The sequence below is a fragment of the uncultured Flavobacterium sp. genome (genome assembly GCF_963925415.1).
Classification (GTDB): Bacteria; Bacteroidota; Bacteroidia; order Flavobacteriales; family Flavobacteriaceae; genus Flavobacterium.
Genome location: NZ_CAWUTS010000065.1, coordinates 1 through 26,050, shown reverse-complemented (window position 1 = coordinate 26,050; position 26,050 = coordinate 1). Strand labels below are relative to the sequence as shown.

General features: G+C 29.6%; 27 protein-coding genes and 1 tRNA gene. 15 read left to right on the top strand and 13 right to left on the bottom strand.

The annotated features are described in order from the left end of the window. Window positions 1-162 precede the first annotated feature (162 nt). From AABM47_RS05215 to AABM47_RS05190, 6 genes are all read left to right on the top strand, one after another. Window positions 163-1,809 carry an OstA-like protein gene (locus AABM47_RS05215; RefSeq protein WP_338409870.1) on the top strand — a complete coding sequence of 549 codons (1,647 nt, stop codon included), beginning with the start codon at window positions 163-165 and terminating at the stop codon, window positions 1,807-1,809. Between the two features lie 31 nt (window positions 1,810-1,840). Continuing rightward, window positions 1,841-3,028 (top strand): aspartate aminotransferase family protein, encoded by a 1,188-nt coding sequence (locus tag AABM47_RS05210; RefSeq protein ID WP_338409869.1) that lies wholly within the window; start codon window positions 1,841-1,843, stop codon window positions 3,026-3,028. 167 nt (window positions 3,029-3,195) lie between these two features. Further along, window positions 3,196-4,593, top strand: coding sequence for a tetratricopeptide repeat protein (locus tag AABM47_RS05205; protein ID WP_338409868.1), 1,398 nt, complete (start codon window positions 3,196-3,198; stop codon window positions 4,591-4,593). Window positions 4,594-4,599: 6 nt separating this feature from the next. Beyond that, on the top strand, window positions 4,600-5,232 hold the full coding sequence (locus tag AABM47_RS05200) for a VTT domain-containing protein (protein WP_338409867.1): 633 nt from the start codon (window positions 4,600-4,602) through the stop codon (window positions 5,230-5,232). A gap of 9 nt (window positions 5,233-5,241) precedes the next feature. Then, the gene (locus tag AABM47_RS05195; RefSeq protein ID WP_338409866.1) at window positions 5,242-5,997 is read left to right on the top strand and encodes a shikimate dehydrogenase; all 756 of its coding nucleotides are present in this window, start codon (window positions 5,242-5,244) and stop codon (window positions 5,995-5,997) included. Window positions 5,998-6,131: 134 nt separating this feature from the next. Next, window positions 6,132-8,105, top strand: coding sequence for a DUF349 domain-containing protein (locus AABM47_RS05190; RefSeq protein WP_338409865.1), 1,974 nt, complete (start codon window positions 6,132-6,134; stop codon window positions 8,103-8,105). A gap of 86 nt (window positions 8,106-8,191) precedes the next feature. On the opposite strand, the gene lptB is transcribed toward AABM47_RS05190, so the two are convergent. The 4 genes from lptB to AABM47_RS05170 all read right to left on the bottom strand — a co-directional run bounded on the left by lptB (window position 8,192) and on the right by AABM47_RS05170 (window position 11,195). Beyond that, complete coding sequence (gene lptB, locus AABM47_RS05185; protein ID WP_338409864.1) at window positions 8,192-8,932, bottom strand: LPS export ABC transporter ATP-binding protein; 741 nt, start codon at window positions 8,930-8,932, stop codon at window positions 8,192-8,194. A 126-nt stretch (window positions 8,933-9,058) separates the two neighbouring features. Beyond that, entirely contained in the window at window positions 9,059-9,412 is a 354-nt protein-coding gene (locus AABM47_RS05180) for a carboxymuconolactone decarboxylase family protein (protein WP_338409863.1), read from the bottom strand. A gap of 2 nt (window positions 9,413-9,414) precedes the next feature. After that, complete coding sequence (tatC, locus tag AABM47_RS05175; RefSeq protein ID WP_338409862.1) at window positions 9,415-10,230, bottom strand: twin-arginine translocase subunit TatC; 816 nt, start codon at window positions 10,228-10,230, stop codon at window positions 9,415-9,417. Further along, the gene (locus tag AABM47_RS05170) at window positions 10,230-11,195 is read right to left on the bottom strand and encodes a KpsF/GutQ family sugar-phosphate isomerase (RefSeq protein ID WP_338409861.1); all 966 of its coding nucleotides are present in this window, start codon (window positions 11,193-11,195) and stop codon (window positions 10,230-10,232) included. The genes tatC and AABM47_RS05170 overlap by 1 nt, the downstream gene beginning before the upstream one ends. A gap of 163 nt (window positions 11,196-11,358) precedes the next feature. Here AABM47_RS05170 and AABM47_RS05165 point away from each other — a divergent pair, with 163 nt between their 5' ends. Further along, entirely contained in the window at window positions 11,359-13,554 is a 2,196-nt protein-coding gene (locus AABM47_RS05165) for a RecQ family ATP-dependent DNA helicase (RefSeq protein ID WP_338409860.1), read from the top strand. Window positions 13,555-13,581: 27 nt separating this feature from the next. Here AABM47_RS05165 and AABM47_RS05160 read toward each other — a convergent pair whose 3' ends face one another. Then, on the bottom strand, window positions 13,582-14,289 hold the full coding sequence (locus AABM47_RS05160; RefSeq protein WP_338409859.1) for a hypothetical protein: 708 nt from the start codon (window positions 14,287-14,289) through the stop codon (window positions 13,582-13,584). Window positions 14,290-14,299: 10 nt separating this feature from the next. Then, window positions 14,300-15,124, bottom strand: coding sequence for a dihydropteroate synthase (gene folP, locus AABM47_RS05155; RefSeq protein ID WP_338409858.1), 825 nt, complete (start codon window positions 15,122-15,124; stop codon window positions 14,300-14,302). Window positions 15,125-15,198: 74 nt separating this feature from the next. Between folP and AABM47_RS05150 the strand changes: the two genes are divergently transcribed. The 8 genes from AABM47_RS05150 to AABM47_RS05115 all read left to right on the top strand — a co-directional run bounded on the left by AABM47_RS05150 (window position 15,199) and on the right by AABM47_RS05115 (window position 21,955). After that, window positions 15,199-15,744, top strand: coding sequence for a DUF1599 domain-containing protein (locus AABM47_RS05150; protein WP_338409857.1), 546 nt, complete (start codon window positions 15,199-15,201; stop codon window positions 15,742-15,744). Between the two features lie 70 nt (window positions 15,745-15,814). Further along, window positions 15,815-16,885 (top strand): DoxX family protein, encoded by a 1,071-nt coding sequence (locus AABM47_RS05145; protein WP_338409856.1) that lies wholly within the window; start codon window positions 15,815-15,817, stop codon window positions 16,883-16,885. Window positions 16,886-16,919: 34 nt separating this feature from the next. Further along, a complete protein-coding gene (locus AABM47_RS05140) occupies window positions 16,920-17,417 on the top strand; it encodes a TlpA disulfide reductase family protein (protein WP_338409855.1) in 498 nt (165 codons plus the stop codon). Window positions 17,418-17,499: 82 nt separating this feature from the next. Further along, window positions 17,500-18,249: a triose-phosphate isomerase gene (gene tpiA, locus AABM47_RS05135; protein WP_338409854.1), complete on the top strand. Its 750-nt coding sequence runs from the start codon at window positions 17,500-17,502 to the stop codon at window positions 18,247-18,249. A 208-nt stretch (window positions 18,250-18,457) separates the two neighbouring features. Next, window positions 18,458-19,360, top strand: coding sequence for a DMT family transporter (locus tag AABM47_RS05130; protein WP_338409853.1), 903 nt, complete (start codon window positions 18,458-18,460; stop codon window positions 19,358-19,360). Between the two features lie 390 nt (window positions 19,361-19,750). After that, window positions 19,751-20,479 carry an aquaporin Z gene (aqpZ, locus tag AABM47_RS05125; RefSeq protein ID WP_338409852.1) on the top strand — a complete coding sequence of 243 codons (729 nt, stop codon included), beginning with the start codon at window positions 19,751-19,753 and terminating at the stop codon, window positions 20,477-20,479. Between the two features lie 336 nt (window positions 20,480-20,815). After that, window positions 20,816-21,097 carry a DUF2805 domain-containing protein gene (locus AABM47_RS05120; protein ID WP_338409851.1) on the top strand — a complete coding sequence of 94 codons (282 nt, stop codon included), beginning with the start codon at window positions 20,816-20,818 and terminating at the stop codon, window positions 21,095-21,097. Window positions 21,098-21,232: 135 nt separating this feature from the next. Continuing rightward, window positions 21,233-21,955 carry a DUF4369 domain-containing protein gene (locus AABM47_RS05115; RefSeq protein WP_338409850.1) on the top strand — a complete coding sequence of 241 codons (723 nt, stop codon included), beginning with the start codon at window positions 21,233-21,235 and terminating at the stop codon, window positions 21,953-21,955. 82 nt (window positions 21,956-22,037) lie between these two features. Here the strand turns inward: AABM47_RS05115 and AABM47_RS05110 are convergent. The 7 genes from AABM47_RS05110 to AABM47_RS05080 form a co-directional block, all read right to left on the bottom strand. After that, window positions 22,038-22,111, bottom strand: a tRNA-Thr gene (locus AABM47_RS05110). Window positions 22,112-22,188: 77 nt separating this feature from the next. Beyond that, window positions 22,189-22,458 carry a hypothetical protein gene (locus AABM47_RS05105; RefSeq protein ID WP_338409849.1) on the bottom strand — a complete coding sequence of 90 codons (270 nt, stop codon included), beginning with the start codon at window positions 22,456-22,458 and terminating at the stop codon, window positions 22,189-22,191. A 57-nt stretch (window positions 22,459-22,515) separates the two neighbouring features. After that, the gene (locus AABM47_RS05100; RefSeq protein ID WP_338409848.1) at window positions 22,516-23,475 is read right to left on the bottom strand and encodes a type I phosphomannose isomerase catalytic subunit; all 960 of its coding nucleotides are present in this window, start codon (window positions 23,473-23,475) and stop codon (window positions 22,516-22,518) included. A 104-nt stretch (window positions 23,476-23,579) separates the two neighbouring features. After that, complete coding sequence (locus AABM47_RS05095; RefSeq protein WP_338409881.1) at window positions 23,580-24,032, bottom strand: peroxiredoxin; 453 nt, start codon at window positions 24,030-24,032, stop codon at window positions 23,580-23,582. Between the two features lie 2 nt (window positions 24,033-24,034). Next, the gene (locus AABM47_RS05090; RefSeq protein ID WP_338409847.1) at window positions 24,035-24,445 is read right to left on the bottom strand and encodes a 6-carboxytetrahydropterin synthase; all 411 of its coding nucleotides are present in this window, start codon (window positions 24,443-24,445) and stop codon (window positions 24,035-24,037) included. A gap of 36 nt (window positions 24,446-24,481) precedes the next feature. Then, window positions 24,482-25,009, bottom strand: coding sequence for an isopentenyl-diphosphate Delta-isomerase (idi, locus tag AABM47_RS05085; RefSeq protein WP_338409846.1), 528 nt, complete (start codon window positions 25,007-25,009; stop codon window positions 24,482-24,484). Between the two features lie 111 nt (window positions 25,010-25,120). After that, on the bottom strand, window positions 25,121-26,050 hold a 930-nt coding region (locus tag AABM47_RS05080; protein WP_338409845.1), incomplete at its 5' end, for an aldehyde dehydrogenase family protein.

The following is a 26,050-nucleotide window of genomic DNA, read 5'->3' as shown; positions in this document are numbered from 1 at the left end:
TTTTTGAATTGGATATCGTTTATAAAAATTTCACGAACAAGTACAAAATAACCTGTGCAAATTCGTGAAATTTGTTTTTAAACAGAGCTCATCTTATAAAAAAATCTTAATTGAAAACAGATTTTATACTTTTTAACTAAATTTGACTCAAAATTATCACCAGTGAAAAAACACACATACTTTATTTTATTTTTTTTGATGTCAAATGCATTTCTTTTTGCACAGGATAAAAATGAAAATTCTGGAAAAATAATCATTGAATATTCTGATTTTATAGATCAAAATGAAAATGAGATACCAGGGGCTATAGTATATTCGGGAAACGTAAATGTTCTTCATAATGGGGTAAAAATAAAATGCAACAAAGCTTATCATTTCACAGAAGAAAACTATGTAAAAGCTTTTGGAAACGTTCAGCTGGTTCAGGGTGATACTATTGTTATGAATAGTACATATGCAGAATACAATGGTAACAAAGAAATTGCATATGCAACAGGCAACGTTAATTTGCGTTCACCAAATTCTAATCTGGTTACAGATACCTTGTTTTTTGATCGAAAATCACAACAAGCATTTTACAACAGCTATGGAACTATTACCAATAAAGACAACACCTTAAAAAGCAAGTCCGGAAAATTTTTATTAAACGAAAAAAAATATTCTTTTACAACATCGGTTACGGTTGTAAATCCCCGCAGCACAATCAAAACTAATCATTTAGATTTTTATGATAATTCGGGTCATGCATATGTTTTTGGTCCTTCTACAATTACCAGTAAATCAGATTATATTTATACCGAAAACGGTTTTTATGACACCACCAATGACATAGGTAAGTTAAAGAAAAACTCATACATTTTATACGACAGTAAAAAAATCGAGGGCGATGATATTTACTATGATCGAAAGAAAAATTTTTCTAAATTAATTAACAATGTTAAAATCACTGACACAGTGAATAACATAGTAGCTAAAGGGCATTATGCAGAGGTGTACAGAAATACTGAAACTAAAAATGATTCCATGTTTATTACAAAAAAAGCGTTAGTCATTACAAAAATTGAAAACGACTCCATGTATACACATGGAAAACGAATTTTGGTTACAGGCACACCTGAAAATAGAATTATAAGAGCATATAATAATGTTCGGTTCTATAATTCACAAAGAAGTGGTAAATGCGATTCGCTACATTCAAGTAATAAAAACGCCTTAACAAAACTTATAGGAAAACCTGTTTTATGGACAAATAACAGTCAAATGACAGGAGATCTAATGCACATTATTGGGAACAATAAAACTGAGAAAGCAGATTCGCTTAAAGTTTTAAATAATGCTTTTTTAATTCAAAAAGATACGCTGAGCAAAAATGGATTTAATCAAGTTAAAGGCTTAAATCTATATGGAAAATTTAAAGATAATAAATTATATGAGGTAGATATTAAAAAAAATTGCGAAGCCGTTTCATATATGTATAATGAAAATGATCTTTTAGTTGGTATAAATAAAAGTGTTTGCAGCAGTATTCATTTAGAATTGGAAAACAATAAAATACAAACCCTTACATTTTACACCAAAACAGACGGAAAACTTTATCCGGAAGAAGAATTTCCAGAAAATGCCCGAAGATTACGTGGCTTTTTGTGGAGAGGTGATGAAGAAATAAAAAATAAAGAAGCTATTTTTCCACAAGAAGAATTGGATTTAGATGATACCATTAAACAAGAAACTAAAGCTAAAGAATTAATTGAAAATACCCCTATGGGCATACTAAAAGAGACTTTAGAATATGACCCTAACAAAGATTAACGAATATTTTGTTACTAAAAAATTATAAGAAGTGCTAAACGATTTTTTTACCTATCAAGCTCAAACAACCCCACATCCCCTAGCTATAGAAATTTCTTATGCCTTGGGATCTTATATTTATGATCGTAATGAAAAAAAATACCTTGATTTTGTTGCTGGAGTTTCAGCATGCACCTTAGGGCATCAAAACAAAAGGGTTAATGATGCCATAAAAAATCAATTGGATAAATATTCGCACGTTATGGTTTATGGCGAATATGCTCAATCTCCAGCAGTAGAATTTTGTAAACTACTAGCGCAAAACTTACCCCATCCACTAACCAAAACATATTTAGTTAATTCTGGCACTGAGGCTATCGAAGGAGCCTTAAAATTAGCACGAAGAGTTACAGGTCGCAGTCAATTAATATCGTGTCACAATGCTTATCATGGAAATACTATGGGAAGCTTAAGCGTTATGGGATTTGAAGAACGTAAGCAAATTTTTAGACCTTTAATTCCTGATGTAGATTTTATAACATTCAATAATGAAGCTGATTTAGATAAAATAACCAGCAAAACAGCCGCTATATTATTAGAAACCATTCAAGGTGGTGCAGGCTTTATTCAGCCAAAAAATAATTTTCTTAAAAAAGTACGCCAACGTTGTGATGCAGTAGGAGCACTTTTAATTTTAGACGAAATACAACCCGGTTTTGGTCGTACTGGAAAATTATTTGGTTTTCAAAATTACGACATCGTACCCGATGTAGTTGTAATGGGAAAAGGAATGGGAAGTGGAATGCCAGTAGGTGCTTTTACTGCTTCTGAAAAAATGATGGACTTATTAAGCCATAACCCAAAACTAGGTCATATCACCACTTTTGGAGGTCATCCTGTAATTGCTGCTGCTTGCTTGGCAACTTTACAAGAATTGACCCAAACTAATTTAATGCAACAAGCATTAGAAAAAGAGCAGTTATTTAGAAAATTATTAGTTCACCCCCTAATAACTGAAATTCGTGGAACTGGCTTAATGTTAGCCGCTATGACAAAAAGTCCTGAAATAACAGACAAAGTAATCCTTAACTGCCAAGAAAAAGGATTGATTTTATTCTGGTTGCTCTTTGAAGGCACTGCTATACGCATTACACCACCATTAACTATATCAAATGAAGAAATAGCCATAGGTTGTGGCATTATTCTTGAAGTTCTTAATGAAATTGATGCAACAAAATAAGCTTTATTAGAAAATTTATAATTTTAAAAACCTTTAAAGCTTCATTATTAGTTAATTATCCTTTCTGATTGTTAATTAAATTGTTTAAAAAAAATAATTTTAAATATTATATAATCCATAAATTTAGTTAATTTTAATTAGGATAAAATTTCAAAAACAAAACACTTATGAATTTAAGTCACGAAGAAGAAAACAATAATGACTTATCCTTGTTTAAATTTGAATCAATGCTTAAAACCAACAAGGTTTTATTCTTTGATTCGGAAGAGTTTGAGGACATTATTCTTCATTATATGGATTCTGGAAGGCTAAATCTTGCCAAAAAAGCATTAAAATTAGCACTAGAACAACATCCTAAATCTACAGGATTAAAATTAGTTCAGGTAGAGCTTCTTATTTTTGATGATAAAGTAGACCTAGCAGACAAATTATTAAACGAATTGTACGCTATTGAACCAACAAACGAAGAAATCTATATTCAAAAAGCTAATATTTTTTCTAAAAAAGATGAACACGAAAAAGCAATTGAATCTCTTAAAACTGCTTTAAAATACACCGATGATTTTGCTGATGTATACTCTATGATAGGTATGGAATATCTATTTATGGACAACTTAGAAATGGCAAAAGAAAATTTCATAAAATGTTTAAATGAAGACACCGAAGATTATTCATCTTTATACAATGTAGTTTATTGTTTTGATTTTTTGGATCAAAACACTGAAGCTATCGAATATCTTGATGGATTTATTAATAAAAACCCTTATAGCGATGTTGCCTGGCATCAATTAGGGCGTCAATATTACACCTTAAAAAACTATGAAAAAGCGGTTTGGGCATTTGATTATGCAACACTTATCGACGATTCCTTCTTAGGGGCATATCTAGAAAAGGCAAAATCTCTTGAAAAATTAAAAAAATATCAAGAAGCCATTGATTGTTTTAAAATTACAATGGAATTAGATGATGTTACATCTTTTGTTTTATTGAGAATTGCAAAATGTTATGAAAAATTAGGTAATAAAAAAGAAGCCATAAAATTTTATTCCAAAACAGTCCACGAAGATCCATTATTAGACAAGGCTTGGATTGCCATAACTGATTTTTACATAAGACAATTAGACCATAAAAAAGCTTTATACTACGTAAATAAAGCTATTGGAATTGAAGGTGACAATAAATTATATTGGAAACGTTTTGCATCTATAAACAGAGCTTTAAAATTATATGAAGAAGCAGAATATGGATATCGTAAAGCTTTTGAATTAGGAGACTCAGAAATAGACACCTATATATATTGGGCAGATTCTTTACAACATGTAGGTGATTTAGAAATTGCTGTAGAAGCACTATTTCAAGGAGAAGCAAACCACCCTAATAATGCCGAAATTGAATATAGGCTAGCAGGATTATATTACACATTAAAAGAAACTAAAAAAGGTAAATTTCATTTAGTTAATGCGTTACAAAATAATTATGATTATAAAACCATATTAGAAGCAAATTTTCCAGCTGTATGGAATAAAAAATCAATTCAAAATTTGATTATTAAATTTAAAAAATAACTGAATATGTTTATTATAGATTTTCTTTTAAATTTTTTAAAAGATCCGTTAACAGTTATTCAAGACCTCATTGTTACATATGACACCTTAATATATGTTATTTTATTTTTAGTAGTTTTTGTTGAAACTGGATTTGTGATTATGCCTCTTTTACCGGGAGATTCTATGCTTTTTGCCATTGGTGTTATTGCTGCAACTACAGGTCAATTAAACATTGCTATCGTAATACCCTTATTAATAACAGCAGCACTTTTAGGCGACAATTTAAATTATTTTATTGGTAAAAAATTTGGATCTTACATCAAAGAAAAGCAACGAATATTATTTCTAAAAAAAGAATATATAGTTCAAACGGAACTTTTTTTTGAAAAAAATGGTGTAAAAGCTATAATTTTAGCACGATTTATGCCTATTATCAGAACCATAGCTCCTTTTGTTGCTGGAGCTGGAAGCATGAAATATAAAAATTATATTATAAATTGCATCATTGGAGCAACTTTATGGGTTACATCTATAACGTTTTTAGGATACTTTTTAGGACAAATTTCATGGGTTAAACATAATTTTGAAAAGGTCGTTTTAGCTATAATTATACTATCTATACTGCCTTTAATTATTAAATTATTTAAAAAGAAATAGCCGTTTATTTTGAAAAAAAACACACAAAAACAAAAAAAATATGGCTTAGTAGGAAAGAATATAAGCTATTCTTTTTCTAAAAAATACTTTACAGACAAGTTTAAAACATTACATTTTGAAAATTGCCAATACGAAAATTTTGATATTCCTGACATCAATCATTTTAAAGAAATAATTAAAGTTTCAAAAGGAATCAAAGGGCTAAATGTGACAATTCCGTATAAAGAAGCCATTATTCCTTTTTTAAATTCTTTATCAAAAAATGCAAAAAAAATAGGCTCTGTTAATACTGTAGTGATTTCTAAAAAAAAGAAATTAAAAGGCTACAATACTGATTATTATGGTTTTAAAAAATCTTTAAAACCAATGCTTTTATCTCATCACAAAAAAGCTCTAATTTTAGGAAGCGGAGGCGCTAGCAAAGGAGTTGCATATGCACTTAAAAAATTAAATATAGAATATGATTTTGTATCCCGAAATGCTGATGAATTTCAGATATCCTATGCTGAAATCGACACTTCTTTATTTGAAGAATATACAATAATAATTAATACTACGCCATTAGGGACTTTTCCAAATGTGGATGAAGCACCTAATTTAAATTATAATTTATTTACTAATAAGCACATAGCATTTGATCTAGTTTACAATCCCGAAGAGACCCTCTTTATGAAACAAGCAAAAGCTAATGGAGCTCAAGTTAAAAACGGACTAGATATGCTTGTTTTTCAAGCAGAAAAATCATGGCAAATTTGGAATAAATAATTCAATAAAGCACTCTAACATTCGTTTTCTAATATTCTATTAAACAAACTATATCAAATCATTTAATAGATTTCTTTTGAAATTTCAAAATCAGTTAGTATCTTCGAAGCCTATTAGTAACTTATACATGAATCATGTTAGAAGAAAAGAAGGAAAACTTGCAAAATGCAACTGGAGAAGGTGAAGAAGAAATTGCAAATACAACAGTTGAAAATACCACAACTATTGAAAAAACAGAAGAAACCACAATATCAACAGACAAAAATAACGACTCAATTGAAGAAATTGCGTCTGAAAAAAACACATCTAATGCTGTAATTGAAGCTATTGAAAACTCTAACGCAGAAGAAAGCGAAGACGAATCAATAAAAGAAAGACATCAAATTCCTTTATTAGAATATGACTCCATGACAATGGAAGCTCTTACAGATGAATTAGAAAAACTAGTTTCTAATGAAAAAGTAATGGCTATAAAAGATCATGTTGAAGAAATAAAAAAATCGTTTATGACTCATTTTCACGATATCTTAGATGAAAAACGTGAAGAATATAGTGAACAAAATGATGGGAACACAGATGGTTTTCAGTTTCAATCTTCAATAAAAACCAAATTTGACGATGTATTTGATACATATCGAACTAAAAAAAGCAACCACTTTAACCAGTTACAAAGTAATTTAAAAAATAATTTTGAAGTTAGAAATGTTATTATTGATGATTTAAAAAATCTAATTGATTCAACAGACGCAAGCATTGGCGATATGTTCAAAAAAATGAATGATATCAAAGAACGATGGAATAATGCAGGATCAATACCTAAAGATAAATACAACATACTTTGGAATAATTATCATTTTCATGTAGAACGTTTTTATGATTTAATTCATTTAGACAAAGAAGCACGTGATCAGGATTTTAAAAATAATTTAGAACAAAAACAACAACTTATTGTTCGAGCAAAAGATTTATTAGCTGAACCAGATACCATGAAAGCTTTTAGAGAGCTTCAATTGTTACATCGGGTTTGGAAAGAGGAATTAGGCCCCGTTGACAGAGAACATAGAGATGCAATTTGGAACGAATTTAGCGAGATAACAAAACAAATGCATGATAAGCGTGAAGCTTTGAATGCTAATGCTCATGAGCGTGAACTAGAAAATTTAGTTACTAAAAATGATATTATTGACCAAATTGATGTCCTAAGCATCGATCAAGATAATAAAAATCAAAATTGGCCAAACTTGATGAAAAAAATGGAAGCTTTACGCGAATCGTTTTTTAAAGCTGGTAAAGTTCCTGCAGATGTAAATGAAGAAACTTGGTCAAAATTTAAAACCTCTGTACGAAAATTTAATATCAACAAAAATTCATATTTTAAATTAATAAAACATGAACAACAAGATAATTTAGACAAAAAATTAGCTTTGGTTGAAAAGGCAAAATCATTAAAAGATAGTGAAGATTTTAAAGTTACTACTCCAATAATGAAGCAAATTCAAGATGAATGGAAAAAAATTGGACATGTACCAAGAAAATATTCTGATTCTGTCTGGAAAGATTTTAAAACTGAATGTAATGCTTATTTTGACAGACTTCATAAAATTCAAAACGAAGAAAACAAAGAAGAAATTGAAGCTTATGAAAACAAAAAAAACTATTTAGAAACCTTTAAAGATTTTGAATTAGTTGGCGACCATAAAACGGACTTAAACGCTATAAAATCAAATATAGAAACCTGGAAGTCTTTTGGAAGAGTACCCTTTAACAAAAGACATGTTGAAGGCAAGTTCAATAAAATTTTAGATGGCCTTTTTGAAAAACTAAGCTTATCTAAAAAAGATACAGAATTAATGAAATTTGATAATCGTTTAGATCAATTATCAGAAAACCAAGACAACAGGGCTTTAGAAAAAGAAGCGTTCTTTTTACGTAAAAAAATTGACGAAGTAACAAGTGAAATTTTACAATTGGAAAACAATATTCAATTCATTACTTCAAGTAAAAAAGGTGAAAATCCATTCATCAAAGAAGTGCATAAAAGTATAGAGAGGCATAAAGATGAGTTAAAAATTTGGAAAGAAAAACTTTCAAGATTAAATCAAAAATAAAAAAAATCCCGATTCAATTCGGGATTTTTTATATCAAATAAATTTGATTTATGACGAATGTTGCATTAAATCACATTGTTACAAAACTAAAACTCTAATTTTTTCTTACGCAACTCAAAATTTTGACCCAGATATACTCGTCTTACCATTTCATCTTCTACTAATTCTTCGGGCCTACCCGCTTTTAAAATACCACCTTCAAACATCAAGTAAGTTTTATCAGTAATTGCTAGTGTTTCTTGAACATTATGATCCGTAATTAAAATGCCAATATTTTTGTTTTTTAACTGAGCAACAATTCGCTGAATATCTTCTACGGCAACAGGATCAACACCAGCAAAGGGTTCGTCAAGCAAAATAAATTTTGGATCTGTTGCTAAACATCGTGCAATTTCGGTTCTTCTACGCTCACCTCCAGAGAGAAGATCACCTCTATTTGTTCTGATGTGTTCTAAAGAAAATTCGGCAATTAATTCTTCCATTTTGGCTACTTGAGCTTCTTTAGTTTGATTGGTTAATTGCAAAACACTTAAAATATTATCTTCAATACTTAATTTTCTAAAAACAGATGCTTCTTGTGCCAAATACCCAATACCATTTTGGGCGCGTTTATACATAGGATAATTTGTAATATTTATATCATCCAGAAAAATATTTCCACTATTAGGTTTTACTAAACCTACTATCATATAAAACGAAGTTGTTTTTCCTGCGCCATTTGGTCCTAAAAGGCCGACAATTTCTCCTTGATTAACTTCAACAGAAATACCATTTACGACACTTCTTTTTTTATAGGTTTTAACTAAATTTTCTGCTCTTAATTTCATATTTCTTATAATTACTGAGTATCTCAGTTACAAAGTTGCTGTATTTTATGTAACAAATAAACGAAGAATCTATTTAACAGGTAAGCTAATTAACAATACTTTATTTCTTAGCTCAACAAATCAAAATTATAAATCTTTACTCATTTCTAGCGCTTCCCAAAACTCATAAGCTCTTCTTAAATGTGGAATTACAATTGTTCCACCAACTAGAGTAGCAATGCCCATTGACTCCATCATTTCCTCTTTAGTGATGCCATTTTTAAATGCCGTTTCTAAATGATATTTTATGCAATCATCACAACGCAAAACAGTTGAAGCAACTAATCCTAAAAGCTCTTTTGTTTTAACATCTAAAGCACCTTCTGCATATGCATTAGTGTCCAAATTAAAAATTCGCTTTACAATTTTATTATTATCTGCTAATAACTTTTCATTCATTTTTGAACGATAATCATTAAATTCTTGAACTACATTTACCATAATTAAGCATTTTTAAGTTGATTTTTTAATACAACCGCACTCATTATTATACTAATTTCGTACAATATCATTATAGGTATTGCAACAATAATTTGACTAATAATATCGGGTGGTGTTATAATTGCAGAAAGTATTAATACTATTATTAAGGTATATTTTCTGTATTTTCTCAATATAATTGGAGTTACTAATCCTAATTTGGTTAAAAAGTAGATTAGAATAGGTAATTCAAAAATTAACCCGCATGCTAAAACCGATGTTTTTATCATTCCTGTATAGGATTCTAAATTAAATTCGTTTACAATTTCCGGACTTGCAGAAAAAGAACCGAAAAAATAAACTGACAATGGTGTTATGATAAAATATCCAAAAAGAACACCTACAAAAAACAAAACAGAAGAAACAAAAATAAAAAGAACAGCATGTTTTTTTTCTTTATCGTAAAGAGCTGGGCTAATAAATTTCCAAATTTCCCATAAAATTATTGGAAAACCCATAATAAACCCAACTGTGATACAGGTCCAAATCATAAAGGACACTTGACCACCCATCTCTGTATTTTGAATGATAAAAGGCATTTCGGCGTTACAAATTCCTGAATTTTGAAAGCCAAAATAATTTGAAATATCACAGAAAAATTGATAGGTAATAAATTCTGGGTTTTTTGGCCCAAATAAAACATCACTATATATGTAATCTATAAAAAAATAAGACGCTAATGCTAAAATTAAAATAGCAATTGCACTTCTTATTAATAACCAGCGTAATTCTTCGAGATGATCTAAAAAAGACATTTCTCCAATTTTCTTTTGAGCCATTATACTATACCTTGTTTAAGAATATCGTGCAAATGAATAATTCCTTTATATTTTTCTTGATCAATAACGACTAATTGTGTAATTGAATTATTTTCCAAAACGTTTAAAGCCTCACTAACTAAAAGTGATGAAGAAATGTTTTTTGGATTTATAGTCATAATGTCTTTAGCGGTTAAGCCTGAAAAATTATCTGTTTTATTTAACATTCTTCTAATATCACCATCAGTAATTATTCCTATTACTTTATGATCATCAATTACAGCAGTTACACCTAAACGTTTTTCAGATATTTCCATAATGACTTTTTTTATACTAGCATCAGGATGCACTTGCGGGGTATGCGTTATGTCCAACATGTCTTTTACACGTAATAATAATTTTTTTCCTAAAGCACCGCCAGGGTGGTACACAGCAAAATCTTCACTTTTAAAATTACGCAATTCCATTAAACAAACAGCTAAAGCATCTCCTAATACCAATTGTGCCGTTGTAGAATTTGTGGGTGCTAAATTATTAGGGCATGCTTCAGCTTCTATAAATGCATGCAAAACATGATGAGATTCTTTACCTAAAAATGAGTTTAAATCGGCGGTCATACCAATTAATGTATTGCCAAAACGTTTTAACAAAGGAACTAATACTTTTATTTCTGGACTATTGCCACTTTTAGATATGCATAAAACAATATCTTCTTTTAAAACCATTCCTAAATCACCATGAACAGCTTCAGAAGCATGTAAAAACATAGAAGGTGTTCCGGTTGAGTTTAGGGTGGCTACTATCTTTTGAGCAATAATAGCACTTTTGCCTATTCCGGTAATTACAACCCTACCTTTACAAGCATATATTTTTTCAACACTTTTTGAAAAATCAGTTGTTAAATAATTCACCAAATTTGCAATGCTCTGACTTTCAGAGATTAATGTGTTTTTTGCATTTAACAGAATCGATTCAGTTTTTTTCAAAATTATTTTATTAATTTTTATTAATTTTTTAAAGAAAGTTGTATATTTATAGATGCAAATTTAGGTAAAATCATATTAATACATATTTAAATTAAGATAAATTCATCTTAAAGTGTATTATTAAAATATAATTTACTTTAAAAAATGAAATGAGCGTAAAATAATGAAATCAAGCGAAATCGATTTACATAAGGAACTGAAAAAATATTTTGGTTTTAACCAATTTAAAGGACTGCAAGAAGGTGTTGTGAAAAGTATCATAACAGGTAATAACACTTTTGTAATTATGCCAACAGGCGGAGGTAAATCACTCTGCTATCAATTACCTGCTTTGGTTTTAGAAGGAACAGCAATTGTAGTTTCCCCATTAATAGCCTTGATGAAAAATCAAGTAGATTCGATGAGAAGTATCAGTTCTGAATATGGAATTGCCCATGTATTAAATTCGTCATTAAATAAAACCGAAATAAATCAAGTTAAATCAGATATTAGATCAGGTATAACCAAATTACTTTACGTAGCACCTGAATCCTTGGCTAAGGAAGATTATATCAAATTTTTTAACGAAGTGCCTGTTTCATTTGTTGCAATTGACGAAGCGCATTGTATATCTGAATGGGGCCATGATTTTAGACCCGAGTATAGAAATTTAAAAAATATAATAAAACTTTTGGGCGATATTCCTATTATAGGATTACCCGCTACTGCAACACCTAAAGTACAAGAAGACATTTTAAAAAACTTAGAAATGTCAAATGCCAATACTTTTAAAGCTTCATTTAATAGACCAAATCTCTATTATGAAATACGAACTAAGACAAAAAATGTTGAATCTGACATCATTCGCTTTATAAAACAAAATAAAGGAAAATCGGGCGTGATATATTGTTTAAGTCGAAAAAAAGTAGAAGAAATAGCAAATGTATTACAAGTAAACGGCATAAGCACAGTTCCTTATCATGCGGGTCTAGATGCAAAAACACGAGCAAAACACCAAGATATGTTTTTGATGGAAGATGTAGATGTTGTTGTAGCAACTATTGCTTTTGGAATGGGAATTGACAAACCAGATGTACGATTTGTAATTCATCATGATATACCAAAATCTTTAGAAAGTTATTATCAAGAAACCGGGCGTGCGGGTCGTGACGGTGGCGAAGGTCATTGTTTAGCCTATAATTCGTATAAAGATATAGAAAAGTTAGAAAAGTTTATGTCGGGCAAACCCATAGCCGAACAAGAAGTTGGGTCTGCTTTATTACAAGAAGTTGTTGCCTATGCAGAAACATCAATAAGCAGACGTAAATTTTTATTGCATTATTTTGGAGAAGAATTTGACGACATAACAGGTGATGGTGCTGACATGGATGATAATATTCGAAATCCAAAGAAAAAAACCGAAGCCAAAGATCAGGTTTGCATTTTACTGAATACCGTAAAAAACACTAAAGAAATATTTAAATCCAAAGAAATACTTTTTACCTTAACAGGGAGAACAAATGCTGTTTTAAAAGCTCAAAAAATTGACACTCAACCCTATTTTGGTAACGGTAAGAAATTTGACGAAAAATATTGGATGGCATTATTACGCCAGGTTTTGGTTGCTGGATTATTAGGAAAAGACATCGAAAGCTATGGTGTTATTAAAACAACAGCAAAAGGAGAGTCTTATCTTAAAAACCCTATATCTTTTATGATGTCTGAAGATCATGAATACAATGAAACTGTTGATGACGCTATTGTAACTGCTTCAAAATCAACAGGTATTGCCGATGAAATTTTGATGTCTATGCTAAAAGATCTTCGAAAAAAAGAAGCAAAAAAATTAAGTGTTCCTCCATTTGTTGTTTTTCAGGACCCTTCCCTAGAAGACATGTCGCTTAAATATCCTATTTCAATTGAAGAATTAAGCAATATTCATGGTGTTGGAGAAGGAAAGGCAAAAAAATATGGAAAACCTTTTGTCGAATTGATAAATCAATATGTAAGTGAAAATGACATTACCCGACCCGATGATTTAGTTGTTAAATCTACAGGGGCTAATTCAGGTTTAAAAATGTATATTATTCAAAATGTTGACCGAAAATTAGCATTAGATGACATCTCTAAAGCCAAAGGATTATCAATGGATGATTTGTTAAAAGAAATGGAACAAATAGTTTATTCTGGTACTAAATTAAATATAAAATACTGGGTTGATGACTTATTGGATGATGACCAACAAGAAGAAATTCATGATTATTTTATGGAGTCTGAATCTGATAAAATTGATGCTGCGCTAAAAGTATTTGACGGCGAATATGACACTGAAGAGTTGCGTTTAATGCGAATTAAATTCATTAGTGAAGTTGCCAATTAGAGTTAAGCAAACATCCTGTTTTACCAACTAAAGTTTACAGCCACAATCTGGAAGTTTTTTAGCATCGTAAATAAATTCGACAGGAGAAAAAACAACTTTATCACTTAAAATTTCATGCAAAAAAATCTTGTTTTGGATGTATTGTTCGAAAGACAAACTTTTTTCAAAATTTAAATGCAACAGCGCAGTTTTTTCTTGACTTACAAATGGTATGAAATCTTTTAAAAAATCAATTAATTCTGCTCGATCGATGTAATTTCCATCAACCGTAATTTGATTTTTTTTGTTGAAATTTATGCTAAAATTTTGAAAATTCATATATAAATTGCTGTGCTCTATGATATAAAATTTTGAAAATTCAGCATCAAATTTATACCTAATTGAACTAAAAGGGTAAAAAGATAATTTATTAGTAATGGAATCAGCATACGAATACACATAAATAGATTCAGTTTTTTTGCCAGTATGGTTTTTCTTTTTCTCTAATAAATTGATCACTTCTGGCATCACCAATCGCAAAGACAGTCGCTTATCTATAGTACAAACTAAATTAATAGGTTTAATTGTATTGTGATTGTTGAAGCTAAGAATAGTATCTTTTTTATTTAGATTAAAAAAAAAATTAATGTCTGAATGGTTTTCAATATCGCCTAAAATAGTTTTGTTAGATTTAGGCAACTCAATAGCGTCTTTTTTACATGAAAAAAGAAACAAAACGCAAATTATATAAATCAAGTACTTCAATTTAACTGTTCATTTTATTAAATAATGTAACACACTCAAAAGCTTCTTTAACATCATGTACACGAAGTATTTTTGCGCCTTTTTGCAAGGCAATTGTGTTTAAAACTGTTGTGCCATTTAGAGCTTCATTTACAGAAATGTTCAATGTTTTATAAATCATAGATTTTCTAGACATACCCGTCAATAAAGGCAATTCTAGCATCGAAAATAATTCTAATTTTTGCAATACCTCATAATTTTGTTCGGTTGTTTTTGCAAATCCAAAACCAGCATCAATAAGTAGATCATTTATTCCAAAACTTCGAGCCAAATGAATTTGTTGCGAAAAATAAAAAATCATTTCTTGAATAACATCTTCATAATGCGTTAAACTTTGCATCGTTTGAGCATTACCACGCATGTGCATCATAATGTATGGAACATTTAACAGCGCAACTGTTTCCATCATTTTCTCATCCAAAATTCCTGCCGAAATATCATTCACCATTGCAACACCGCTATCAACAGCTATTTTGGCAACTTCACTTCTAAAAGTGTCTACTGAAAGTAAAATAGAAGGAAATTTTTTAATCAATAAGTTAATGACTGGAAGTAAACGATTAAGCTCTTCATCAACCGAAACAAATGCAGCATTTGGCTTGCTTGAATAAGCTCCAATGTCAATAAATGTAGCGCCTTGGTTAAGCATTTTTCCGACCTGATTTACAATCAAATTTTCATCGCTAAACTTTCCACCATCATAAAAAGAATTTGGCGTAATATTCAAAATGCCCATAACTTTGGGTTGTGACAAATCAATAAGTTGGCCTTTACAATTAATTTTCATTTGACTACTTTTATACTTCTAAAATCAAATAATATTATCTATTTTTGATATTTATATACAAAGATACAATTCTAATGAATAATACCTCACAACAATACGATTCAATTATAGCTATTTGCAGTCAATTATTTGCCAAAAAAATGAAAGATTACGGTTGTGCATGGAGAATTTTGCGCCTGCCCTCTTTAACAGATCAAATTTATATAAAAGCACAAAGAATTAGAAGCTTACAAGAAAATGTAGTTCGAAAAATAGATGAAGACGAAGCATCTGAATTTATAGGTATTATAAATTATTGTATTATGGCTTTAATACAAATGGATAAAGGTGTTGCAGAACAACCTGACTTAAATTTTGACGAAGGCATTAAGCTTTACAACCAAAAAATAGCGTTGACAAAAGAATTGATGGAAAACAAAAATCATGATTATGGCGAAGCCTGGAGAGAAATGCGCGTTAACAGTTTAACTGACTTAATCCTTCAAAAATTATTAAGAGTAAAACAAATAGAAGACAATAAAGGCAAAACAATAGTTTCAGAAGGTATAGATGCCAATTATCAAGACATGATTAATTATGCTGTGTTTGCTTTAATTTTGATGGACAAAAACACTCTATAAATACAGAATAACAAACTATTAACAAATTTTAAAATTAGAACACCTAATTTTACTATTCAAAATTAAAATTATGACAAAAAATGCTATCTCTTGGATAATTAGAATTGTTATTTCGGCACTTTTTATAGTGTCAGCAGTTGCAAAGTTATACCCGTCGCCATATTTTGCTATTTCAACTTTTGAAGTTAAACAACTATATCCCTTAGGATTTTCGGCAAACTTTGCACCTTATTTTTCAAGATTTTTAATTGGAATTGAACTTGCACTTGGTATTTTATTTTTATTACCCGTTAAAGTCAGAAAAATAATTACACCAACGTCTATTTTATTATTATTGATCTTCACAACACATTTAATGTATGAAACCTTAAAAAACGGCGGCAATTCTGGCAATTGTGGTTGTTTTGGGAGCTTATTACCCATGACACCAATTGAGGCAATCATAAAAAATATTGTTGCTGTAGTAGTGCTAATTTGGTTTTATAAATTAAACTCAAAAGAAACAAATAAAAATAAAGCTTGGTTTTTATCAACCGTTACATTAGCCGCAATTTTAGGTTTATTTATGGTGGCACCAATTCGACCAATAGAATCTACAGTTGAAATAAATGTGTCAGAAATAAACAAAACAAGTATCCCAACTGAAAAAGATACTATAATTAAAACCATTGAATCTTTTATACTAAAAAGTAATAAAGAAACTATTGAAAAAGTAAATGAAACGATAGATGAACCTAATTTAACACAATCTGGATATTCAAAATACTTTTCAGACATTGATAGAGGCAAAAAAATACTTTGCTTTTTTGCTCCTGGATGTGATCACTGTCAAGACAGTGCAAAAGAGTTAACTGCAATGAAAAAAATAGACAAAAATTTTCCTGATGTAAATATCATTTTCATGAATGAAGAAGTTTATAAAATTCCCGAATTTTTTAAAATAGCAGAAGCCATATACCCATATAAAGTTATTGAAATTATTCCTTTTTGGAACGAATTAGGAAACAACAGAAATACGCCTGGAATATTTTACTTATGGAATGGAAATTCTGTCAAAGTATTTGACGGTATAGATGCTAATAAATTTGACGGAAAAACTTTGAAAAAAATTATTCAAAAGCCTTATTCAAAATTTAAATAAATATACGAATCCAAATCATAAAAGAACATAAAACATGAAAAAAATAGCATCAATTTTAGTATTAGCAATGAGTTTGTTTTCTTGTACTCAAGCACAACAAACCGAATTTAATGAACAGGCTTTGTCAAACACAATGAAAGATGTTGACAAATCAGCGATTACATTTCAAGAAATATTAAAAAAACATGAAGGAAAAATAATAGTTATGGATGTATGGGCTTCATGGTGTGGCGACTGCATCAAAGGAATGCCTAAAGTAAAAGCATTACAAGAAAAATATCCTGAAGTAACCTATTTGTTTATTTCAATGGATAAAGATTATGATTCTTGGACAAAAGGAATAGAAAAATATAATGTTCAAGGCGACCATTATTTAACTAATGATGGAATGAAAGGTGTTTTTGGAAAAGCTATCAATTTAGATTGGATTCCAAGATATTTAGTCGTGGATCAAACGGGTAAAATAGCTCTTTTTAAAGTTATTGAAGCTGATGATGAAAAGTTAATTGAAATTTTAGAATCGTTAAAATAAAAAATCAAACTATTTTTAAACACTAAGTTAATTTACAAGTAAAACATACAAAATCCGCAAATTTGCGGTAAATTAAAATAAAATGAGAAAACACATTGTAGCTGGAAACTGGAAAATGCACAAAAACAACGCCGAAACAGTTGTTTTAATTGAAGAAATACTTGCAAAAAAACAAGCAAACTCTACCGAAATTATAATTGCGCCAACATTTGTAAACTTAGCTACTGCTATTGAGAACACCAAAGATAAAAACATAACTGTTGCTGCACAAAATATGCACCAAGCAGAGGGCGGTGCTTTTACAGGAGAAATTTCGGCTCATATGTTAACTTCTATTGGCGTAAAAACAGTTATACTAGGACACAGTGAAAGACGTGCTTATTTTTATGAAAATGATGCTTTATTAGCCCTTAAAGTAGATACCGCTTTAAAACATGAAATGAGAATAATTTTTTGTTTTGGTGAAGAACTAAAAGACAGACAAAATAAAAATCATTTTAATATAGTTGAAAATCAATTACGTGATGCTTTATTTCACTTATCAAAAGCAGATTGGAAAAATATAGTTTTAGCATATGAACCTGTTTGGGCGATTGGTACTGGCGAAACAGCTTCTCCTGAGGAAGCACAAGAAATGCACAAATTTATTAGAAATTTAATAGATAAAGTTTACGGTAATGATGTGGCTCAAGATCTATCAATTCTTTATGGTGGAAGTGTAAAACCAGATAATGCTCAAGAAATTTTTTCTAAACAAGATGTTGATGGAGGTTTAATTGGTGGAGCAGCTTTAAAAGCTGATGACTTTTTGTCTATTGTAAATGCTTTTTAATAATAAATACGATTCTTAGGAATTCCTAATTTAACAAAAAAACCATTACTTGATTGTGATGGTTTTTTTTGATTACAATTTGTCCTGAAATAGCGATACACAAAAAGTATCCAAATGGAAAACGTGCGCAAAAAGATTACCCAATGTCATTTAAACTTAATGCTAGTATTAAAACTCTATATTTGTAAGCCTTTTTAAAATCAAGAAGATGTCAAACAATAATATCATTAAAGGAGTTTTTTTAGTAGGGTTAGGAGCTACAAGTTATGGCATGTTAGCCACTTTTGTAAAATTAGCTTATCAAGAAGGATTTACGACTGCTGAAATAACTTCAGCACAATTTATTTATGGAATATTTGGTATATTAATCATTAATTTTTGTGAAAAAAAAAGAATAAATAAAGTTGCTGTTAAAGCGTCAAAAAAAAATATTTTTCAATTAATACTAGCAGGAACATCATTAGGAATGACTAGTGTTTTCTATTATTTATGTGTTAAACATATTGATGTTTCTATTGCCATTGTTCTTCTGATGCAAACCGTTTGGATTGGTGTTTTACTAGAATGGTTTTTAGATAAAAAAAGACCCTCACCACAAAAAACTATTTCTGTAACTATTGTTTTAATTGGAACTTTATTAGCAACTAATCTTTTAAATTCAAGTGTCAAATTAGACTGGATAGGAATTGCCTTTGGCATGTTGGCTGCTTGTTCTTTTACAACAACAATGTTTACAGCAAATAAAGTAGCATTAGAAATTTCATCAGCACAAAGAAGCTTATTTATGCTTATGGGCGGAGCCATAATAGTAGCTGGTTTTGCATTATTTACTCAAATTACTCCTTTTAACTTTGATATATTTATCAAATGGGGTGTTGTTTTAGCACTTTTTGGCACAATAATTCCGCCAATGTTAATGAATTCAGGATTTCCTAAAACAGGCTTAGGTTTAGGCAGTATCGTTTCATCATTAGAATTGCCTGTTTCTGTATCAATGGCTTACTTTATTTTAAATGAAACCGTAATAATTGCTCAATGGGTCGGCGTTTTACTTATTCTATTGGCTGTTTTAATCATGAATATTAACTTTAACCAGACAAAAAAGCATTAAATCGATAAACTTATTTCTCTTTAACAAGTTTTATTATTTTAAATTTATTTTATGTATTTTCGAATATATAAACGCTTTCTAAATGCATTAATAACTAGATTAATTAACATGTTTTTTGAAATAAATCTTGGAAGTTAAACGTAATTTTAAAAACCTTTATTTTTAATTCAAAATAATTCAATAAAATAATTTAAGCTTTCGTGAAAGCATTTAATTAAACATTTCAAAAACATATTGGAGTTAATTTAATTGCCGTTTATAGTTAACATAACATAGAACAAAAAGAAATATTCTGCAATGCAAATAAACACAAATAAAAAAAACCTATATAATCTAAATTATTAAGCTTCGATTTATATAAAAATAAATAATAACTAAAATTTGAAAATTATGAGAAAATTATTAGCAGAATTCTTTGGAACCTATTGGCTGGTTTTTGGCGGTTGTGGTAGTGCACTTTTTGCAGCAAAGGTACTTAATGGACCAGCTGGTGAGGTTGTAAACCTAGGTATTGGGTTTGTAGGAGTTGCATTTGCATTTGGACTAACTGTTTTAACTATGGCTTATGCTGTAGGACATATTTCTGGCGGGCATTTTAATCCAGCAGTTTCCTTTGGGCTATGGGCAAGCGGCCGTTTTGAAACAAAAAATTTAGTTCCATATATTATTGCTCAATGTGTCGGTGCAACAACTGCGGCTGGATCTCTTTATTTAATTCTTATAGGAAAAACAAATTTTGCAATTGACAACACACAAGCTGGTGCTTTTGCATCAAATGGTTTTGGTGCTTTTTCACCTGGTGGCTATTCAATGACATCCGTATTTATAACAGAATTCATATTAACTATGTTTTTTTTAATAGTGATAATAGGAGCTACAGATAAAGTTGCAAATGGAAAATTTGCTGGTATTGCAATAGGTTTAGCTTTAACGTTAATACATTTAATAAGCATACCTATATCAAATACATCCGTTAATCCTGCACGTTCTTTGTCACAAGCGCTATTTACTCAGGGAGAACCTTTATCGCAAGTTTGGTTGTTTTGGGCTGCTCCTATTTTAGGTGCAATTACTGGTGGTCTAATTTATAAATACTTGCTGCAAAATAAAAAGCAATAGTTACTCTTCATTTTTTGGAAAGAAAAACATTTAGATGGAATATTATACAATAAAAGAAACCAAAAAAAAGCCCTTACACATCAAAAAGTTTTTATTTTGATGAAATAGATAGATACAATTAGTATAAACATTGAAAATAAAAAAGCACATTTTTCAAAAAAAATAAAATAAATATAACTTTTAGAGCAATTATATAATACTTTTGCAATAATGTATATATTATAACAGATGAAATTATTGAATTGTTAAAAATTAAAATTTTATTAAAAATTAACACATTTTTTATTAATATTGTATATCTAACCCTTAAAATAAAGTGAATTACTTTTCATAAGAATGAAAATAAGAAAAATTTCAGAACTTGACAGCATAACTATTGAAAAAATAATCATTAAGGCTCAAAATGAGAAAAAACCTTATGAAGTTATAAAAGAAGAATTTGGTGTTGTTGAAAAGGACATCAACGAAATAATGAAAAAAAGACTTAATAAAGAAATTTTTGAGTTATGGAAGAAGAAAGCTGTGGCTAGTAAGCCTAAGCCAAAACCCATGAAGTTTAACACCATTGAGGATGATGATTTAAATGCTAAATACTATATAAAAAATAAATTCGAATAAATTTAACGCTTGTTTATCAAGCGTTTTTTTTTGTTTTTTATATAATACGATATATTTAAATATACAGCTAATAAAAAAAATACAAAACACGTCATTCTCTCAATATTTGACTATTTTTGAAAAAAATAAATTAACATGAAAATGACACATAAAAGTATTTTGGGAGGACTAATTGTTTTTTGCCTTGTTTCTTGTAATAAAGATGCTAATAAAAACTTACATCTAACAGGAAACATAGAAGGGCTAAGCCAAGGCAAATTATACATCCAACAAGTTCAAGACTCTACTTTGAAAATTATAGACAGCATTATAATTAAAGGTAATTCTAAGTTTGATGTGCATATAAACATTGAAAGTCCCGAAATGTTGTATTTGTTTTTAGACAGAGGCCAAACCAATTCTATAGACAACAACTTATCATTTTTTGCTGAACCTGGTACAATAAAAATCGAAACTACATTAAAATACTTTTTTGCAGATGCAAAAATTACTGGATCAAAAAATCATGATCTATATGTAGAATTTTCTGAAATGAAATCTAAATTTAACGACAAAAGAATGGATTTAATGAAAATTGAAATTGAAAATTACCAAAACAAAAAGATTAAAGACAGTATTGGAAATGAAGCCTTAAAATTAAATCGTAAAAAATATTTATATACCGCTAATTTTGCAAATATACATGCAGATAAAGAAATCGCACCCTATTTAGCCATGTCTGAAATCGCAGATATAAATATTGCCTTTTTAGATAGTATTAAAACAAAAATGAATTCTGATGTTGCTGAATCTAAATATGGCAAAATGTTGTCTACATATGTTGATAACAGAAAAAAAACTGAAAACAAGGCAAAGTAAGGTAGTTGAAACCTAGCCTTTTTACAATCAAATTATATATAAATAAAAAAAGGAAAGCTTACGCTTTCCTTTTTTACATTTGAGCCGGCGGAGGGACTCGAACCCACGACCTGCTGATTACAAATCAGCTGCTCTAGCCAACTGAGCTACGCTGGCAACTCAAATTTCGAGTGCAAATATATGTTTGTATTTTTAATTTCCAAACAAATAAAGCACTTTTTTTATAGCTTATTTTAAATTAATTCGTTAACCTGTGCAACAAACTGATTAGCAGCTGCTTCGTATTCTGAACGAATTTGTTTGAAATGTGCTTTTTTATTTTCTACGTTTTTTACATTAGCTTTTGACATCAATCCGTCAAATATTTGGTAAACTTCGTCTACTAATTTATCTGAAGAATCTGTTGGTTTTCCTCCGTTAGTCATTTCCCAAACATAAACAATGTTTACAATATCGCCTAAAACGTAATTGATTTCTTTTTTCAAGTTTTTAACGCTTGCCATTTTTTCTTATTTTTAAATTCGATGCAAAATTACACAATATATTTGTCAAACAATAAATTAAATAGAAATTTCTAATATAATTGCATTTCCTGTTAAATTCACTTTATCTATAACAGCAGGTATCAATACCGTATCTCCCTTTTTATAAGAATAAATTATTCCGTTAAAATTAATATCAAACACACCTTGTGTACACATCAAAACAGTAAAAGCATCTTTTGTTTTATTCCAACAATATGACGTTTCTATGGGGATAATATTGGTCTTAAAATAATCACAATGCACTACTTTATTACTTGTGTTAATTATATTTTTATATGAAACATGAGCTTCTGTTGTATTATAATTTAGTGCATCTAAAGCTAACTCGGTATGCAATTCCCTATGATTACCAGCTGCATCTACTCGATCAAAATCATAAACTCTGTAAGTAACATCGCTGGTTTGTTGAATTTCTGCTACAACAATACCTGCTCCTATTGCATGAATTGTTCCTGTTTCTAAAAAGAAAACATCTCCCGCTTTTACCTGAACTTCATTTAAAATAGAGACTAATGTGTTGTTTTCTAAGTTTTTTTTATAATTTTCAACATTAGAATTTTCTTTAAAACCAACTATCAATCGAGCATTGTTATCGGCTTGTATAACATACCACATCTCCGTTTTTCCTGAACAATTATGCCTTTTTTTTGCTAATTCATCATTAGGATGCAATTGGATTGATAAATCTTGTTTAGCATCAATAAATTTAAAAAGCAAAGGAAATTCTTTACCAAAACGCTCTATTACTTCAGAGCCTAAAAATTCATTGGGATACAAATCAATTAATTCGTTTACATTTTTTCCTTTTAATACACCAAAATTTACAATACTAATATCGTTAGGAACTGTTGACAACTCCCAACTTTCGCCTGTTATTTGTGAAGATATAGATTTATTTAAAGCTGTTTTTAATTTTGTCCCTCCCCAAATGCGCTCTTTAAATATTGGGTCAAAAGTTAATGGATAAAATTTCATTGGGTTTTTTTTAGTATTACAAATGTTGTAAAAATAAAGAATAAGTATATTAGGTTATGGTAAATAATACGTATAAAAAATATTAAATATTTACAAGGTAAAATTTATTTCATTTTTTGAATTGCTTTTAATGCTGTAGGTATATGACTGGCAGCATTTATACTGTTAAAGATAGATACTATTATACCTTCTTTATTAATTACATACGTAACTCTTCCGGGCAAAAGTCCAAATAAATGAGATGGAACTCCAAACGCATTTCGTATATTTTTTTTAAAATCAGACAATAAAACAAATGGTAATTTATGTTTTTTTGCAAACTTATCATGTGATTCTTCAGAATCTCCACTTATTCCGATGACTTCGGCTCCTAAATCTTGAAAATCTTGATATTGATCTCTAAAACTACATGCTTGTAATGTGCATCCTGGAGTATTATCTTTAGGGTAAAAATAAATTACCAATGGCTTACCAATATAATCTAACAATTTAAAATTTTCGCCAGATTGAGTTTTTGCTTTAAATGTAGGAACCTTATCCCCGACTTGTAATTTCAACATTAATTTCCTTTATAAGTTATAAAATTTCGAGGCGTTTCATATAAAACAACCTCTAAATCATTTTCAGAATCAATATAGGGCCTAAGTTTATTCCAAATAACAACTGCAATATTTTCGGCAGTAGGGTTTAAATCTTCAAAATCAGATACATCTAAATTAAGGTTTTTATGGTCAAAGGCATTTTCAATATGCTCTTTAATTAGGTCAGAAAGTGTTTTTACATCAACTACAAAACCTGTTTCTTTATTAATTTCACCCGTAACACTTACTGTTAGATCATAATTATGTCCGTGATAATTAGGGTTGTTGCATTTGCCAAAAACAAGATCGTTTTGAGCCATAGACCAATCTTTTCGATATAATCGATGAGCTGCGTTAAAGTGTGCTTTTCTAGAAACGGTTGCTTTCATTTTTTTTGTAATAAGCCTTAGACTGTTATTAATTATTTAAATTTTATGTGATTCTAGATGGTGATAAAATTCATTGAAAATGATTTTAAACCAAACCGTATATATTTCAGGGTTTAGTTTCATATCCGTTTTAATATCTTCAATTTTCATCCATTTCCAGCTTTCAACTTCAACTGGATTAATTTGAGGCTCACTGTTGTAATAACCTATCATAACATGGTCTAATTCATGTTCGGTTAAACCGTTATCAAAAGGAGCTTTGTATATAAAATGAAATAGGTTTTTTAATTCTACAGAAAATCCCATCTCTTCAAACAATCTTCTTTTTCCTGCTTGAACGTTTGACTCGAGTGCTCTTTGATGGCTGCAACACGTATTTGTCCATAACAACGGCGAATGATATTTACCAGAAGCCCGTTGTTGCAACATTACTTCATTTTTACTGTTTAATATAAAAACCGAAAACGCGCGATGCAACAAACCTTGCTCATGAGCTGCCATTTTTTCCATTAAACCAATAGGCTCATCATTAGTATCTACTAATATTACTTTTTCTTCCGTCATATTTTTTTAATTCTCTTCAAAAATACAAAAAAAATATTGCTGTTTTACTTGAAAATAAGTTTAAGCAAAATTTTAACGCCTGTTTAGAACCTGTAACTTTTGTTTTTTTTATTATAAAATATAATCTGTATTTATAAAATTAGACGCCTTGTTATTTAATAAATCTTGTAAAATTTCATTATTGTACACATTGTCTTTTGATGCAACAAATGTTCGAATTGAAAACGAACGCAAAGCATCGTGTATACTTAATGTTCCTACAGCAGAATCTTTTCGGCCAGTAAATGGATATAAATCTGGGCCACGTTGACATGCACTATTTAAATTAACTCGACAAACTAAATTTACCAAGGTATCAATTAGTGGTGCTATGGTTTTAATGTCCTTTCCAAACAAACTTACTTGTTGACCATAATTTGATTCGGCCATATCGTGTAAAGGCTCTTGAATATTCTTAAAAGTTAAAATTGGAACTACTGGTCCAAATTGTTCTTCGTGATAAATACGCATATCTTTATTTATGGGAAATAAAACGGCAGGAAAAATATAATTTTCAGAATGTTGACCTCCTTTTTTATTTAGTACTGATGCTCCTTTACCTTGTGCATCATCAATTAATTCTTGAATATAATTTGGCTTATCTTTTTCAGGTAATGGCGTTAATACAACTCCTTTTTCCCAAGGGTTTCCAAAAGGTAATGCATCAACTTTTTCAGCAAATCGTTTATTAAATTCTTGCGCTACAGATTCATGAACATAAATTATTTTTAAAGCTGTACAGCGTTGTCCATTAAAAGACAAAGAACCTGTTACGCATTCTTGTATAGCCAAATCTAAATCAGCATCAGCTAAAACAATAGCTGGGTTTTTTGCCTCCAGGCCTAAAATTAAACGCAATCTGTTTTTGTTGGGATGTTGGTCTTGAAGCGCAATGGCAGATTTACTGTTTCCAATTAATGCTAAAACAGAAACTTTTCCTGATTTCATGATTGGTGATGCCACCTCTCTGCCTCGACCGTAAACAATGTTGATTACCCCTTT

Bases quoted from the DNA above. Each gene is read 5' to 3' on its own strand.
- AABM47_RS05205 (WP_338409868.1), top strand. From the start codon at position 3,196: ATGAATTTAAGTCACGAAGAAGAAAACAATAATGACTTATCCTTGTTT.
- AABM47_RS05200 (WP_338409867.1), top strand. From the start codon at position 4,600: ATGTTTATTATAGATTTTCTTTTAAATTTTTTAAAAGATCCGTTAACA.
- AABM47_RS05190 (WP_338409865.1), top strand. From the start codon at position 6,132: ATGTTAGAAGAAAAGAAGGAAAACTTGCAAAATGCAACTGGAGAAGGT.
- lptB (WP_338409864.1), bottom strand. From the start codon at position 8,932: ATGAAATTAAGAGCAGAAAATTTAGTTAAAACCTATAAAAAAAGAAGT.
- AABM47_RS05180 (WP_338409863.1), bottom strand. From the start codon at position 9,412: ATGGTAAATGTAGTTCAAGAATTTAATGATTATCGTTCAAAAATGAAT.
- tatC (WP_338409862.1), bottom strand. From the start codon at position 10,230: ATGGCTCAAAAGAAAATTGGAGAAATGTCTTTTTTAGATCATCTCGAA.
- AABM47_RS05165 (WP_338409860.1), top strand. From the start codon at position 11,359: ATGAAATCAAGCGAAATCGATTTACATAAGGAACTGAAAAAATATTTT.
- folP (WP_338409858.1), bottom strand. From the start codon at position 15,124: ATGAAAATTAATTGTAAAGGCCAACTTATTGATTTGTCACAACCCAAA.
- AABM47_RS05150 (WP_338409857.1), top strand. From the start codon at position 15,199: ATGAATAATACCTCACAACAATACGATTCAATTATAGCTATTTGCAGT.
- AABM47_RS05145 (WP_338409856.1), top strand. From the start codon at position 15,815: ATGACAAAAAATGCTATCTCTTGGATAATTAGAATTGTTATTTCGGCA.
- AABM47_RS05140 (WP_338409855.1), top strand. From the start codon at position 16,920: ATGAAAAAAATAGCATCAATTTTAGTATTAGCAATGAGTTTGTTTTCT.
- tpiA (WP_338409854.1), top strand. From the start codon at position 17,500: ATGAGAAAACACATTGTAGCTGGAAACTGGAAAATGCACAAAAACAAC.
- AABM47_RS05130 (WP_338409853.1), top strand. From the start codon at position 18,458: ATGTCAAACAATAATATCATTAAAGGAGTTTTTTTAGTAGGGTTAGGA.
- aqpZ (WP_338409852.1), top strand. From the start codon at position 19,751: ATGAGAAAATTATTAGCAGAATTCTTTGGAACCTATTGGCTGGTTTTT.
- AABM47_RS05120 (WP_338409851.1), top strand. From the start codon at position 20,816: ATGAAAATAAGAAAAATTTCAGAACTTGACAGCATAACTATTGAAAAA.
- AABM47_RS05115 (WP_338409850.1), top strand. From the start codon at position 21,233: ATGAAAATGACACATAAAAGTATTTTGGGAGGACTAATTGTTTTTTGC.
- AABM47_RS05105 (WP_338409849.1), bottom strand. From the start codon at position 22,458: ATGGCAAGCGTTAAAAACTTGAAAAAAGAAATCAATTACGTTTTAGGC.
- AABM47_RS05100 (WP_338409848.1), bottom strand. From the start codon at position 23,475: ATGAAATTTTATCCATTAACTTTTGACCCAATATTTAAAGAGCGCATT.
- AABM47_RS05090 (WP_338409847.1), bottom strand. From the start codon at position 24,445: ATGAAAGCAACCGTTTCTAGAAAAGCACACTTTAACGCAGCTCATCGA.
- idi (WP_338409846.1), bottom strand. From the start codon at position 25,009: ATGACGGAAGAAAAAGTAATATTAGTAGATACTAATGATGAGCCTATT.